The 14230-nt window shown below is 55.2% G+C and carries 15 protein-coding genes; 7 read left to right on the forward strand and 8 right to left on the reverse strand.

From position 1 onward, the window contains the following. Position 1 precedes the first annotated feature (1 nt). The 3 genes from flgB to AC0IXS_RS05875 all read right to left on the reverse strand — a co-directional run bounded on the left by flgB (position 2) and on the right by AC0IXS_RS05875 (position 2727). Entirely contained in the window at positions 2–409 is a 408-nt protein-coding gene (gene flgB, locus AC0IXS_RS05865; protein WP_025995189.1) for a flagellar basal body rod protein FlgB, read from the reverse strand. 500 nt (positions 410–909) lie between these two features. Next, positions 910–1737 carry a protein-glutamate O-methyltransferase CheR gene (gene cheR / locus AC0IXS_RS05870; RefSeq protein WP_004880708.1) on the reverse strand — a complete coding sequence of 276 codons (828 nt, stop codon included), beginning with the start codon at positions 1735–1737 and terminating at the stop codon, positions 910–912. 63 nt (positions 1738–1800) lie between these two features. After that, on the reverse strand, positions 1801–2727 hold the full coding sequence (locus tag AC0IXS_RS05875) for a chemotaxis protein CheV (protein ID WP_004880707.1): 927 nt from the start codon (positions 2725–2727) through the stop codon (positions 1801–1803). A gap of 78 nt (positions 2728–2805) precedes the next feature. Here AC0IXS_RS05875 and flgA point away from each other — a divergent pair, with 78 nt between their 5' ends. The 4 genes from flgA (at position 2806) to AC0IXS_RS05895 (ending at position 5383) form a co-directional block, all read left to right on the forward strand. After that, a complete protein-coding gene (flgA, locus tag AC0IXS_RS05880; RefSeq protein WP_025995188.1) occupies positions 2806–3564 on the forward strand; it encodes a flagellar basal body P-ring formation chaperone FlgA in 759 nt (252 codons plus the stop codon). Between the two features lie 160 nt (positions 3565–3724). Next, positions 3725–4036 carry a flagellar biosynthesis anti-sigma factor FlgM gene (flgM, locus tag AC0IXS_RS05885; protein WP_025995187.1) on the forward strand — a complete coding sequence of 104 codons (312 nt, stop codon included), beginning with the start codon at positions 3725–3727 and terminating at the stop codon, positions 4034–4036. A 50-nt stretch (positions 4037–4086) separates the two neighbouring features. After that, positions 4087–4554: a flagella synthesis protein FlgN gene (locus AC0IXS_RS05890; protein WP_004880702.1), complete on the forward strand. Its 468-nt coding sequence runs from the start codon at positions 4087–4089 to the stop codon at positions 4552–4554. A gap of 82 nt (positions 4555–4636) precedes the next feature. After that, positions 4637–5383, forward strand: a complete 747-nt coding sequence (locus tag AC0IXS_RS05895; RefSeq protein WP_025995185.1) for a flagellar brake protein — start codon at positions 4637–4639, stop codon at positions 5381–5383. 94 nt (positions 5384–5477) lie between these two features. Here AC0IXS_RS05895 and AC0IXS_RS05900 read toward each other — a convergent pair whose 3' ends face one another. The 3 genes from AC0IXS_RS05900 to AC0IXS_RS05910 all read right to left on the reverse strand — a co-directional run bounded on the left by AC0IXS_RS05900 (position 5478) and on the right by AC0IXS_RS05910 (position 9266). Beyond that, positions 5478–6866 carry an MFS transporter gene (locus tag AC0IXS_RS05900; RefSeq protein ID WP_122690139.1) on the reverse strand — a complete coding sequence of 463 codons (1389 nt, stop codon included), beginning with the start codon at positions 6864–6866 and terminating at the stop codon, positions 5478–5480. A gap of 53 nt (positions 6867–6919) precedes the next feature. Further along, entirely contained in the window at positions 6920–8161 is a 1242-nt protein-coding gene (locus tag AC0IXS_RS05905) for a glutamine synthetase family protein (RefSeq protein ID WP_191954349.1), read from the reverse strand. Between the two features lie 193 nt (positions 8162–8354). Then, positions 8355–9266, reverse strand: coding sequence for a methyltransferase domain-containing protein (locus AC0IXS_RS05910; RefSeq protein ID WP_137202641.1), 912 nt, complete (start codon positions 9264–9266; stop codon positions 8355–8357). Positions 9267–9546: 280 nt separating this feature from the next. On the opposite strand from AC0IXS_RS05910, the gene AC0IXS_RS05915 reads away from it, so the two are divergent. The 3 genes from AC0IXS_RS05915 to AC0IXS_RS05925 are packed head-to-tail and all read left to right on the forward strand — an operon-like array spanning position 9547 to position 11674. Beyond that, on the forward strand, positions 9547–10356 hold the full coding sequence (locus tag AC0IXS_RS05915; RefSeq protein ID WP_137202642.1) for a glycosyltransferase family 2 protein: 810 nt from the start codon (positions 9547–9549) through the stop codon (positions 10354–10356). Positions 10357–10392: 36 nt separating this feature from the next. Beyond that, a complete protein-coding gene (locus AC0IXS_RS05920) occupies positions 10393–11001 on the forward strand; it encodes a class I SAM-dependent methyltransferase (RefSeq protein ID WP_137202643.1) in 609 nt (202 codons plus the stop codon). A gap of 16 nt (positions 11002–11017) precedes the next feature. Beyond that, positions 11018–11674 carry a glycosyltransferase family 32 protein gene (locus tag AC0IXS_RS05925; protein WP_137202644.1) on the forward strand — a complete coding sequence of 219 codons (657 nt, stop codon included), beginning with the start codon at positions 11018–11020 and terminating at the stop codon, positions 11672–11674. 68 nt (positions 11675–11742) lie between these two features. On the opposite strand, the gene AC0IXS_RS05930 is transcribed toward AC0IXS_RS05925, so the two are convergent. Both AC0IXS_RS05930 and AC0IXS_RS05935 read right to left on the reverse strand, forming a co-directional pair. Beyond that, positions 11743–12438 (reverse strand): sensor histidine kinase, encoded by a 696-nt coding sequence (locus AC0IXS_RS05930; RefSeq protein WP_137202645.1) that lies wholly within the window; start codon positions 12436–12438, stop codon positions 11743–11745. Continuing rightward, positions 12435–14036: a tetratricopeptide repeat-containing response regulator gene (locus AC0IXS_RS05935; protein ID WP_004880679.1), complete on the reverse strand. Its 1602-nt coding sequence runs from the start codon at positions 14034–14036 to the stop codon at positions 12435–12437. Before AC0IXS_RS05935 ends, AC0IXS_RS05930 begins: the two co-directional genes overlap by 4 nt. Between the last annotated feature and the right edge of the window lie 194 nt (positions 14037–14230).

The raw sequence follows: 14230 nt of genomic DNA on the forward strand, positions 1-14230 counted from the left end.
ATTACTCTCCGCGAAGGGCTGCAACCAGCCCCTTGAATTTGCTGTTGAGCAAGGTGAAGCTGGCCTGAAAGCCCATGGCGTTCTCGGTGTAGCTGGCCTGCTCGACCTGGGAATCGACGGTGTTCTGGTCAAGCGATGGCTGCGACGGCGTGCGATACATCAGCGTGCCGTCCTGATTGCCCATACCCTCGGCTTCGATGTGGCGACTGTTGGTCTTGTTCAGCACGAAATGGCCGTTCTGGACCTTGTCGTTCTCGGCAGCCAGCACCGACGAAAAGTCGAGATCGCGCGCCTTGAAGTTCGGGGTGTCAGCGTTGGAAATGTTGTTGGCCAACACCTCTGCACGCTGAGCCCGGAAGTTGAGGGCCTTTTCGTGAATGCCTAGCGCTTTATCGAAACTGATGCTCATGTCGGGAAACCTTTGCCGGTTGACCTGATTCTGTTGTCAGTGACAAAGCAATCGGCGTGCCACTTCTCAAAACGCAATGATTACGGGGCCTGCAGGCCGTGGCAAAGCGGCAATGCCAGAAAAGCGGCAAGGCATTTCCGCTGTAAAGAGGTAAAGCGGCAAGGTGGGTGCCGTTTTTTTGCCAGTATTTCGCCACGACCTTGCGCAGCAGGTGCCGGATCGAAGTCGGGGCTCTGGAGACTGGAAACACTCTTCGCACGGTCATAGCCTCGGGCGAGCGCAGGATTGATTCAATAAAAAGGAGCAATTGTCTTGGTCAGCTCATTCGGCATGAACGGCAGCGGTCAAGTCTTATGGATAGACTTCTGATTCGTGACGACTCGATATCCGTTCACGACGTCGTCGCTCCCTGATGCTGATCAGCGTCAGCCGGTACTCACCTCAAGCGCAAAAAAAAGAGACCCGAAGGTCTCTTTTTTATTGGCTACAGATACTGCCAATCACTTGGCTTTGTAGATGATCCCGGGGCTGCACTGAACCATCTGGTAATGATCAGGCAGACCGTTGAGCGCTTCGGAAGCACCCAGAAACAGGTAGCCACCCGGCTTGAGCGTGCCGTGGATGCGCAGCAGGATGTCTTTCTTCACTTCGGCGGAGAAGTAGATCAGCACGTTGCGGCAGAACACGATGTCGAACTTGCCCAGCGCGGCGTAGCTGTCGAGCAGGTTGAAGGAGCGGAACTCCACGCGACTCTTGATCGGCGTCTTGACGACCCAGCGACCCGGGCTCTTGACGTCGAAAAAGCGCTGCAGGCGATCCGGCGACAAGCCGCGGCCGATGGCCAGGCTGTCGTACTCGCCGGTCTTGCAGTTGTTGAGCATCGCACCCGACAGGTCGGTGGCAACGATTTGAGCGCCAGACTTGAGCTGGCCAGGGTTGGCGCGCTCGAATTCATCGATGGACATCGACAGTGAATACGGTTCCTGCCCCGACGAACAGGCCGCCGACCAGATGCGCAGTCGCTGGCCGGGACTGGCCTTGATCTGCTCGGGAAGCACCTTGTTCTTCAAGACTTCGAAGGGGTAGGTATCGCGAAACCACAAGGTTTCATTGGTCGTCATCGCGTCGACCACCTGCTCGCGCAAGCCACTGCGCGGCTGGGTCTGAATGCGCTGGACCAATTCGCCAAGCGATTTGATGCTTTGCTGCTCCATCAGTTTGTTGAGACGGCTGGACACCAAGTACTGCTTGTTTTCCCCAAGCAGGATGCCACAGGCTTTTTCCAGAAATACCCGGAACTGATCAAAATCCAAATTACCCGTAGACAAGGTGCAGCCTCTCAAATCAGGTGAATCACCGAGGACGACGCCCCCGACTGTTTATTCCGTTATTTATTCTGCCGCGTTGATGCGCGCCACGACCCTGGCTGCCAGATCGTCCGGCCGGAATTTCGCGAGGAAATCGTCGGCACCGACTTTCTTGACCATCGCCTGGTTGAACACCCCGGAAAGCGAGGTATGCAGGGTGATGTGCATTTTCTGCATGCGTGGATCGTTGCGGATCGCCGCGGTTAGGGTATAGCCGTCCATCTCCGGCATTTCAATGTCGGAGATCATCATCAGAAACTCTTCGTGAGGTTTCTTGCCCTCTTCGACCATCTTGCGCAGGTAATCCAGCGCCTGACGACCGTCGTTCAGCGCAACCACCTCCACGCCGACCGTTTCCAGACAACGACTGACCTGCTTGCGCGCCACCGAGGAGTCATCGACGGTCAGCACCCGCAACGAGATGGCTTTGTGGTGAACCTCTTCATTGATGACGCCCACCGACACCTCTTCAGAGATCGGCGCTACCTCGGCGAGAATTTTCTCGACGTCGATAATCTCGACCAGCTGATTATCGACCCGTGTGACGGCGGTCAGGTAATGGTCGCGGCCGGTGCCCTTGGGTGGTGGATGAATCTCTTCCCAGTTCATGTTGACGATGCGCTCGACCGAGTGCACCAGAAAACCCTGAACCTTGGTGTTGTATTCCGTAATGATCACGAAGGAGTTGACCAGCGAGATCATGCCTGTCGAACCGGTTGCCATCGCCAGGTCCATGATCGGAATAGTGCCGCCGCGAATGCTCGCCACGCCCCGCACGATCGGACTCGATTTGGGCATGATGGTAAGTTTCGGGCATTGCAGTACTTCTTTAACCTTGAACACGTTGATGCCATAGAGCTGCTTGCCGTCGAGACGGAACAAGAGCAACTCCAGGCGATTCTGACCCACCAGCTGCGTACGCTGGTTTACCGAATCCATTACACCTGCCATGCCGACCCCCTCTTACCAAAGCAACCGTTATCCACACACCAGACTGATAAGCGGCACGGGCTTTGCTTTTTATACGTCATGAACCCAAAGACGACAATTTCTCGACACCTGGCATTAGAAACCCGCAGGCTTCTGTGCGCAATCGGCATGCTGTGCCTTTTCAGCGTGACAAACCTGTGTCGCGCGGAGAATTTCACACTGCCTGAACAGCTTATCGGCGTTACCCAAGGGTTTCTTGAGTTCACAGTAGAAGACTATTTGGCAACCAACCAGATTGAGGGTCGTCATGACATCCAGGTCAAGCAGCTCGACCCGCGTATGCGCATGAATGCCTGTGACAAGGATTTGACAGCCACATTGGAAAGCCCTCGCCCTGTCGGCCGGGTCACCGTGCGGGTTCGCTGCGAAGGCTCATCGCCCTGGACGGTGTTCGTACCCGCCCAGGTGCAGCTGTTTCGTAACGTCGTGACCGTGATGCGCCCTCTCAAACGTGACGCCATCGTCACCGAAGATGATGTGGCAATGCGCGAGCGCGACGTCAGCAGCGTGGGCCTGGGTTTTCTGTCTTCGCTGGATCAGGCGGTCGGGCAGAAGGTTGTCCGACCAATGGTCATCGATCAGGTGGTGACGCCCGTGGCGCTGGAGCAACCGCGCATGATTCACAAGGGTGATCAGGTGGTGATCATCGCCCGCAGCGGCTCGCTGGCGGTCCGCATGCCGGGCGAGGCCATGTCCGACGGCAGTTTCAACGAACAGATACGGGTGAAAAACCTCAACTCAAGCCGGGTCATCAAGGCGAATGTGACCGGTCCCGGACAGGTGGAAGTGGCCATGTGAACACATTGACGCTGGTATAGGAGACGCGTTTTTTCTAGACTGCGGTAACTTTCCGACGGTGAAAGCCTCTATTTGAGAAGCTTTATCACGACGAGCCTAAAGTTTTATCGGGGATGGCCGAAAACAGGGCAAGCGTCCAAACACCCAGAGGTTTTTTATCATGGTCATAGACTTTAATAACCGTATCAACGGTGCGCAGTCCACACCCCGCGCCAACGCAGTAAAAGAAGCAGGCAAGACCGAAGCAGCCACACCTGCCAGCAGCACTGCAGGCGTAAAAAGTACAGGGGAAACCGTTTCACTGAGCAACGAGGCTCAACAGTTGCAGAAAATCACTGACAAGCTCGCCGATCTGCCGACCGTCAACAGCGCACGCGTTGCTGAACTCAAGCAGGCCATCGCTGACGGTACTTACACAGTGGACAGCAACCGCGTTGCCAGCAAGCTGCTCAATTTCGAAACCCAACGCTAAGCCCAAGGCTCGCGCTGGATATTCTGGACGCTTAAAAACCAGAGCATGCGATGCAAGACACTACTTTGCTTCAGATGATCACCGACGACATGGTTCCGACCAGACAGCTGCATGAGCTGCTGCAGGCGGAGTCACTGATCCTTCAGGGTCGCGACATGGGCGAGATGGAACATGTACTGGCGCAGAAACAGGCGCTGGTTATTCTGCTCGAGCAACATGGTCGCCGTCGCAGTCAAGTGCTGACAGGACTCGGGTTACCCTCTAACAGGCAGGGGCTTGAGCAACTGGCCAGCCATTCGGACATCGGCGAGCAATTGCTTGCAGCCGCCGACGAGCTGAACGCGCTGATCGCTGAATGCCAGACGCTCAACGAGCGAAATGGCAGCCTTATTCAAATGCAACAGGTGAGCACTGCCCACCAGCTTCGCATTTTGAATGGAGGGGATACGCCGACCCTGTATGACAGTCGCGGTTCGACTGCCGGAAGAGCAAGACCACGCCCCCTCAGTCAGGCGTAACTTCCTGTATAAAGGTTTCGTGCGTAGTGGCAGAATGCCCGCTGTTGCGTTGCCGTAGTATTTTGCCTGGAGATGTAAGAACGTGAATGGCTCAAGCGCGGATGATGCTCCGCAGCCCCCGAAGGTTTTGAATACACCTTTGGAAATCGCCGCTAACCTGCGGTTACTCCTCGAAAGTCATGATCCGCTGATCATTACTTTCCACGAGCGCGCCCAGCGCTTTCAGAGCTACGTTATCGAAGTCGACCGAGAGACCAACGTCCTGGCGCTCGACGAAATGATCCCTCGCGATGGCGAACGATTCCTCACCAATGGCGAGTCCTTCCGGGTAGAAGGCTTTCACGACGGCGTGCGTATCGCCTGGGAAAGCTCGGAACAGATGGACATCGTGGACAATGACGGCCAGCGATTGTATCGCGGGCCGCTGCCAGAGGAAGTCATCTATCACCAGCGTCGCAACGCCTTCCGGGCCGCGCTCAAGCTTGCGCAACTGGTCGATATCGAAATCGGCGGCGATAAACTCAAGTCTCCCCTCAAGGGCAAGCTGCTGGACATTTCGGCAACCGGCTGCAAGCTGCGTTTCGAAGGCGACCTTTCCGAGCGCATGCAACTGGGTCAGGTATACGAGCGTTTCATCGCCAGACTGCCTTTCGGCGCAATGACTGCCCCGGTGGAGCTGCGCTACCTGCATTTCGAGGAAAGGGTTCACACCACCTTTGCCGGCGTGCGCTTCCACAACATGAGCGGGCTGGTGCAACGTCAGGTTGAACGCTTCGTATACCAGCTGCAACGTGAAGCCCGGCGCTTCGACAAAGACGACGACTTCTGACAGAACGTGCGTCTGAAGTGATTGCGGTAACCTCTACCGCAATCACGCAACACCCTCCTGATCCCCTGCAAACCTTCCCAGTCTCAAAAACCGATCAGGCCTTCCAGGTTTCCTCTTCGCGTTCCCGCTCGCCATCTACTGCCTGCCCGGTCTCGGCAACCTGCCCTTCTGGCGCTGAAACGTGCTCGGCCACCGGTTCCGACTCAGGCTCAGGCTCGACAGTGGTTTGCATCTGTTCCTGCACCACCTGTTCGTCCACACGCGGGTCAAGTGCCACGACAAGAGGCGAACTGGACATGCTGTCCGGCATGGCCACGTGGTGCAGCGGCGCATTCTCGACCTGGTGCAGGTGCGTAACGGCCTTGGGACGAATCAGCAGCATCAGTATGGCGCCAGCGCCGCAGACGAACACATACAGCATGTGCCCGCCGAACATTTTCATGATCACACCCGCCGCCAGCGGGCCGATGCTTGCGCCGATCCCGTAGGTCATCAGCAGCATGGCAGTCAGCGATACGCGCCGCTCGGCCTCCACATGGTCGTTGGCGAACGCCACGGCCAGTGGGTACAGACAGAACTGCATCAGCGAGGCCAGAAAGCCCACACCGAACAGCACTTCCACGGGCACGCTGGGGAAAACGGCAAGGGGCAGCGACGCCACGAACAGCGCTGCGGCGAACACCCGCATCAGTACCGAACGATCATAACGGTCGGACAGCAGGCCCAGCGGCCACTGCACCAGAAACCCCGCCAGAATGCAGCAGCCCATGAACAGACCCACCTGCTCGGTCGTCAGCCCCTGCTCCGCCGCGTAGACCGGCGCCAGACCGTAGAAGGAGCCTATGATCAGGCCTGCGCCCAGCACCGCTGTCAGCGACTGCGGCACCCGCTTCATGAAAAACAGCGGTTCGAGCGGCGCGGGATGCAGCGGCGCCGGGTGGATGGCGCGGGTCATCGCGACCGGCACCAGACACAGCGCAAAGCACAGGGCCACCAGCATCAGCAATTCAGGCCCCAACTGCGGATGGACCACCAGCACCAGTTGCCCCAGCACCAGCCCCAGGTAGGACGCGATCATGTAACCGCTGAACACCATACCCCGCTGTTTGGCAGCGGCCTGCTCATTCAGCCAGCTTTCGATGACCATGTATTGACACATCATCCCAAGGCCAACGATCACCCGCAGAATCAGCCAGGCAGGCAGCCAGGTGATCAGTCCATGCCCCAGCACTGCCGCACCGACGATCCCTGCACAGGTTGCATAAGCCCGAATATGGCCGACCCGGCCAATGAGCCGGTGACCGATCTTGCCGCCCAGCACCAAGCCAAAATAATTGGCCGCCATCAAGGCGCCGACCCACAGACTGTCCACCTGATCGGCAGCCAGGCGCAGGGCCAGATAGGTGCTCAGCAGACCCGAGCCGATCAACATCATCAACGAGGCAAAATACAGCGCTCGAAAGGACTTCCAGATTTGGCGCATCGACATTCCAAAATACGGAGTCGCCTGAACAGGCGAGCCCGAAACAACGTTCTTTAAATCTGGGCAGCCAGTACGCGCCGTTCCCAGGGGGTAATTTCATCGAGAAAGCTGGTCAGTTCCAGGGTCTTCGACGCAATGTAGCCTTCGATGAATTCATGACCAAACAGTTCCTTGGCAGGATGACTGCATTTCAGACGCTCAAGAGCGGCCTGCAAGGTACACGGCAACGTCAATTCTTCCGGCACCTGGATCTCGCCCTGCACGGCAGGTGTCGGCTCGATGCCCCGCTCGATCCCGTACAGACCCGCCGCGAGGCTGGCAGCGATGACCAGATAAGGATTGGCATCGGCGCCCGGCAGACGATTTTCGACGCGCCTGGCCGACGGTGCACTGGCGGGAATTCGCAGACCGGCGGCGCGGTTGTCATAGGACCAGCAGGCGTTGTTGGGTGAAGCGAACGGATGGAATAGACGCTGGTAAGAGTTCACGTTCGGCGCGAACAACGCCGTGAAGTCTGCCATACAGGTCTGCAGCCCACCGATGAAGTGTCGGAACGTCGGCGTAGACTGGCCGCCCTCGGCGCTGAATACATTGCGACCGGACACCGCATCCACCACGCTCTGGTGCAGGTGCATCGAACTGCCGGGCGTATTTGCCAACGGTTTGGCCATGCAGACCGCAATCACGCCATGTTTGAGCGCCACTTCCTTGAGCAGGTGTTTGAACAGAAAGGTCTGGTCAGCCAGCAGCAATGGATCACCGTGCAACAGGTTGATCTCGAACTGACTGACGCCCATCTCGTGCATGAACGTATCACGTGGCAGGCCCAGCGCCGCCATGCAGGCGTACACCTCTGTGAAGAACGGCCGCAGCCCGTTGTTGGAACTGATGCTGAAGGCCGAGTGCCCCAGCTCGCGTCGACCGTCCAGCCCTACAGGCGGCACGAACGACTGAAGCGGATCCGGATTGGGAGCAAACACAAAGAACTCAAGCTCAGTGGCCACTACCGGAGTCAGGCCGTATTCGGCATAGCGGGCGAGTACCGACTTGAGCTGACCACGCGTTGAAAGCGCGCAGCTCGTACCGGTCAATTCATCGGCTTCGCAAATGGCAATTGCACGTGGCTGATCGCTCCATGGCAGACGATGCAGCTGCGCAGGGTCGGGGACCAGCGCCACGTCACCGTCATCACTGCCGTAGAAACGCGCCGGTGGATAACCGCCCATGATGCATTGCAACAGCACACCACGCGCCATCTGCAGCCGTCGCCCTTCCTGAAACCCTTCGGCGGTCATGACCTTGCCACGCGGTACGCCATTGAGGTCCGGCGTCACGCATTCCACTTCATCAATGCCCGTCAGTTGCTGCTGGAATTGACGGGATTCATTGCTGATCATCTTTGATTCCTTAGTCTTCGCTCGAACCGCAGCGCGGTAACGCGCACAAAATACGCATCGGGCTTTATGGCTTTCAAGGGAAATTTAAGCTTCAAAGTACCGGATTGGCGTAATGGACGCCGGTCAGAGCAAGAAACTCTGATCGGAACTTCTCATTTTCAGGATCAACAACCAGGGACTGGCGGAGAAACTCAATCCCTTCTGACTCTGAACCCAGCTCACGACAAAGAACGCTGGCCAAATACAACTTGTTTGCATCAAAAAAATCGAACGACAATTGAACCTTAATTAAACTCAATGCATTATCAAGCTGACCCTGCATTAAAAAACGATTGAAATTATCGTTGAACACAGTCAAATCCGACCACAGCCCATCCCCCAAACGCTCAAACTTCCTCAGCACCAGTGTGTGTCCGTTACCCACCTTCGTATCCGTTTCCTCCACGCACTCAATGTACCAGCAGCCCAATCCATTGGAGTTCATATAATTGATTGCACGAATCATGCTCTGCAATGAAAAAACCTGATAGTGCCCCCTCCAAGCACCTGATTCGACCGTTGTCATATCCACATTTCGTTCATGGTCATCGATCATCTTATCCAGCGTGGTCAGACAGCGTACCCGATCGGTCGCTGCTGCGATCCTTTTTGGAAAGATCAAAAAACACACACCGCCATCTTTAATAACTCTGGACGCCTCTATATAAGCAGAAAAAAGATTGGGAACATGTTCGATGACGTGCGAGCTGATCAGATAATCAACGGAAGCATCGTCCATACGAATACTTTGAAAATCACCTATTACATCAACCTTCGCAACCTTTCCGGACACCCGAACCTGCTCAGTCACATACTGCTGATAATCATCCATGTCTTGCGGGTGCAAAAACGAGACACCGTCGCATGGCGCGACATTTAAACAATTAGTCAATCCAAACGAATTGTGAGCTGCGGCGCCCAGCTCTATACCGTGACCTTGACAGTATTTTTGTGCCAACAACATTGTTCTGCCCCTCAGTGCCTGAATTTTGTCTCTGTCTCTGCCAAGCAAGAAAGAGGCCATAGTCACCCAGCTTCACGTCGACAGGCAATCTCGCCCGAGTGACCAACGCCGGTTGGTGGGGATTGCGCGATACATAAATCATTGCTCTGCGCACTGGCATCGTTTTTGCTTTTGCTCAAGACAGTGTCGTGAACGATAGAAAAATGACACCGACACGATAGATCGCCATCCGGCATCGTAAGCCTATTCGCTTTTCGAAGCCCCTGCAGTGAGACACGGCATGATTAACGGTCAAAAAATCGGTTGCGGGATCGTCACTTACAATAGACCAGACCTTCTGAGGAAGCTCGTTGACTCGCTTCCCGCACACCTTATCGACTGCATTGTTATCGTTAACGACGGACACTGGTATGACGACTCTTCCGAATATGATCAGTGTTCGTTAATTCATAATGAATCCAATCTGGGCGTCGGAAAATCAAAAAACAAAGCACTGGCTTATTTAATGGATTCCGCATGCGACCACCTATTTCTGATCGAAGATGACATCTTCATAAAAGACGAATCTGTCTTTGAACGCTATATCCTGATGTCACAACTGACCGGTATTCAGCATTTCAACTTCAGCCAGCATGGCAATCTCAACAAGGATCTGCCATCGCAGCCCAAGCCCGTCTGCAAGATAGAGTATGGCAATTCCATCACCCTCCCCCTCTACCGACACTGTGTGGGCGCGTTCTCCTACTATTCACGCCTTTCCATTGAAACCGTTCATTTCATGGATGAGAATTTTCACAATGCATTTGAACACGTAGACCACACCCTTTCGATAATAAAGAGCAACATGCATCCCGACTTCTGGTTTTTTGCTGACATTGAGGACTCGCATCTTTTCTTGGGAGACAAGCCGTGGACGCTTGAACAGTCCACCATCTCATCCAAACCAGAACATAAAAAAAACATACGTGACGCAATACTCTATTTTCAACAGAAGCATGGCTACGCTCCACTTGAATACCCTGTGGCATCGGCAGAAACGCTTATGGCCTCTCTACAACGGATCAGAGACGCACACGGCATACGTTTCTGAAGAGCCAAAACAAAAATTTTCACAAGGTGATTGATCATGGACTCACTGCTTGAACAACGACATCAGCCATTTTTTGTACAAAAAGTTGGCGTTGGTTCTGAAATTAAAGGCATATCGCGTACGGACGTGATGACCCAGCTCTGCGCAGGCAAACGAGTGCTGCATGTAGGCTGTGTCGATTTCCCGATAACGGACCTGAAGGAAAACCTTCACATCCAACTGGACGCGCACTGCGCCAGACTCGATGGATTCGACATCAATTCAGGCGCGTTTGAGCAGATGAAACCGTACCTGAAAGGAGAGCTGTATGACAAATGGGAGGACATCGACCAGAGTTACGATATTGTTCTGGTCCCTGAAGTTCTTGAGCACGTCGACAACGTCGCTGATTTTTTATCTAAACTCTCCAACCTAAAAGCGACCAGTTTTATTATTACAGTTCCGGATGCTTACCAGTGTTTCAGCAGACATTTCGACTACAACACTGGGTCGGAAACATTTGTCGAAGTCGTTCACCCTGATCATAACTGCTGGTACACACCCTACACCTTTCAAAACACTATAAAAAAATACACGGACTGGGATATCAAAGGCATGTGGTTTTACAACAATATCTCTCTCCTTATGATCGCCTCCATCAAGTGAAGCTCGAGAATAGCCTATGAGCACCATACCTAAAACGTTACACATCATTTGGGTTGGAGACGAATCCAAGCGCCCCGATAATTGCATACAAACTTGGAAAGACTTGAATCCTACCTGGACGGTTCGCGTCTGGGGCAACGATGAATTAGCCAACCGCGAGTGGATTAATTATCCACACATGAGCGAAATGTTTGGCAAGGAACTGAACGGCGTTGCTGACTTGATGCGCTGGGAAATTCTTTATAACGAAGGCGGGTTCGTTGTGGACGCTGACAGTATTTGCGTGCGTCCATTGGATGACTGGATGCTGGAGTGTGAATCCTTCGCGTGCTGGGAAAATGAAATTGTCCGACCTCACCTGATTGCAGCAGGCTACGTGGCGTCCACCCCCGGAAACTGGTTCTACGGTCAGATGATTCAAGACCTTAAAAACCTCCCTTCAGTTGTTCATGCTAAAGCTTGGGAAACTGTGGGCCCGAGATTTTTGACCGAAAGCGTGAATAAATATCAGTATTTTAACTTATCAATATTTCCAAGCCATTTCTTCATCCCCAAACATTATACCGGCGCGGAGTACACCGGCGGAGAGCTTATTTACGCCAAGCAAGCCTGGGCAAGTACTAAAGAGACTTACGACGCTTTGCATACACTGAAAAATTTCTCTACGTTCTGATCGAGGACTCTGCCTGGAGTGCGTTGAGCATCTCCAGACAGAGTTGTCGTCTACCCGCCCGTGATGGCCTAAGGCATGTAAATACTGAAATTGCCTCCGCCCATCCGGCCACCGTTAGTAATCTCTATCCGCCCCTGTACATCGTTTCGTATATGCAGTCGGGCGATATGCGAGGCGAAGTAAAGACCAAGACCGGTGCTGCCGCTGCTCTGGTTGATGCCCAGAACATATTCGGTCTGATGCTCGATCATATACGCCGGATAGCCAGGACCATCGTCGTTGATGGTGATTTTCAGTTGCCCCTCCTCTTCACCGATGCTGATCAGGATTCGCTCACGCGCGAAGCGAATCGCGTTGACCAGGATGTTCCCAAGCACCGATCCGACCAGTTCACGATCAAAGAAGCCAAGCGGGTTCTGTACGTCGATCTCGAAATGAGCGGCGATACCGCGACTGGCCAGCACCTCCTGATGATGCGCCAGCTGGGCTTCGATGAAATCGTCCAGCTCGTGATAATCGGGACGCAAAGGCAGCTGGTTGACCCCGAGTTTGTACAGGCCCAGCAATTGCACCAGCATGCCGTTGAGGTTGGCAAACTCGTACTCGATCACCCCATGCTCCGGGGTGTCGCGTTGCTGGACGGAGAGCTTCGCCAGCCACTCGCTGTGCGCCTGGGTGAGCGTCGCCAGCGAGTTCTTCATGTCGTGCACGGTGGAAGCAATCACCATGGAAAAATCGAGTCCCTGTTGCTGCTCTTCGCTCATGCGCCAAACGCCCTTTCCCTGAGTTTCTGATAACGCTCATAACGTGAATCGCTGTCCGGGATCATGCCGACCATTTTCAGGCTGGCGCGGCATTCCTCGAGTCCCGCCTGCCCGAGGTTCTGCCCCGGATGCAGCAGCGACTGCGCCATGTTCAGCGCGATACTGATGTTCTTCGGCTGCAAGGCCAGAGCACGACGGAAATGCTCCTGCGCCTCCGGCAGGTTGCCCGCCTTGTAGCTGCGCACGCCCTGCAGGTTGAAATCGATGGCGGCCTTGTTCGCACCCAGAATGGCTGGATCGTCGGTCATGCTGGCCACGCTCTTCATCACGGCCGGGTCATCACCATAGACTTCCGCGCAGTTTTTCAGCACACCCGCGCCCGCCTCTTCCTGACCCAATTGCTTGAGCTGTGACGCCACCAGCAGGGCTGCGTCGGCACTGAGGAACTGCTCCATGCCTTCAAGCCTGGCCATCGCCTGCTCGGTGAGCTTGGCGGCGGTTTCCGGGTCCGAGTGCTGCAGACTGGCGGCTTTCATCAGGCGCGTGCGCACTTGAAGACCTTCGTCGTTGGTGTGTTCCTTGGCCACATCGCCCAGCGCGTTGTTGATCTCGACACGCGTGCGCGCATCCAGTCCCTGGTCGCCGCCCTTGCTGATCAGGGCATGAGCCAGACCCAGGTTGGTTTCCGGGTCCTTGAAACGTGAATGTGCACCTTGAGAAACGGCCTGACGAAAGGCCTTGGAAGCGCTTTCAAAGTCTTCGTTGCCCATCGCCAGCTTGCCCAGCATCTTCTGGCGACGTACCGCCAGCGGCGACAGGCGCACGGCGTTCTCCAAGGCGCTTTGCGCACGCTTGGCATCGCCGCGGGTCACCAGCACCTCGGCGAGACCATCGTATAACGCAGGCATGGTCGGAAAGGCCTTGATCGCCTGTTCATAAACGGCCTCCGCCTCGGTAACCTTGCCACGCTTGAGCAGCAGACTGCCCAGCGCGGCATACGCCCAGGGCGTGGCACGGTCGGCCAGGATAGTCCTGAGAAACGCTTCCAGCGGCTCGTTCTGTTTCAGATCACGCAGCGCATCGGCCTTGTAACGCAGGCACAACGGCGCATAGCGCGGATCCTGCTCGATCAGTTTGTTGCACGCGACCAGCACTTCGGCGGGCTTGCGACGGTCCAGCGCCTGCAGAATCGGCTTGAGCAGGTTCTTGCGCTGCACCAGCTTTTCCAGGCGCTGGGCCAGGCCTGCGCGGTTGAACGGTTTGGTCAGGTAGCCATCGGGCTCCCACTCCAGGGCGCTCATGACCATGGCCTGACTGTTCTCGGCGGTGACCATGATGAAAACGCTTTCGTAGCTCAGCAGTCGCTCGACCATCAGGTCTTCGAGCACCTGCTGACCGTTTTTGCGGCCATCGCCCAGATTGAAATCATGCAGCACAAAGTCATAACGCTTTTGCGAGCACATGCGCAGGGCCTGCTCGCCGGAGTCGGCGGTGTCCACTTCCTTGACGCCCAGCTCACGCAGCATCGACCGCACCGAACTGCGAAAGTCGGAGAAGTCATCAACGATAAGAAAGCTTTTTTGGTTGTACGCCAGCATCCGGATTCCTACACAGGAGAGGGTGAAAATATAAGACCCAAGGCCTGAACGACTTTTCCAGGTCCAGCATCGATGCGCATGTTAACTAATGGCAACATGCCACATATAGCCCTGATCGCTCTATCGCGTGATTCAGTTCAGGGCAACAGCCAGTTTTTCGACCACTCAGGCAGAAACTATAGAGCGAACATCGA

The sequence above is a fragment of the Pseudomonas sp. AC016 genome, assembly GCF_979253365.1.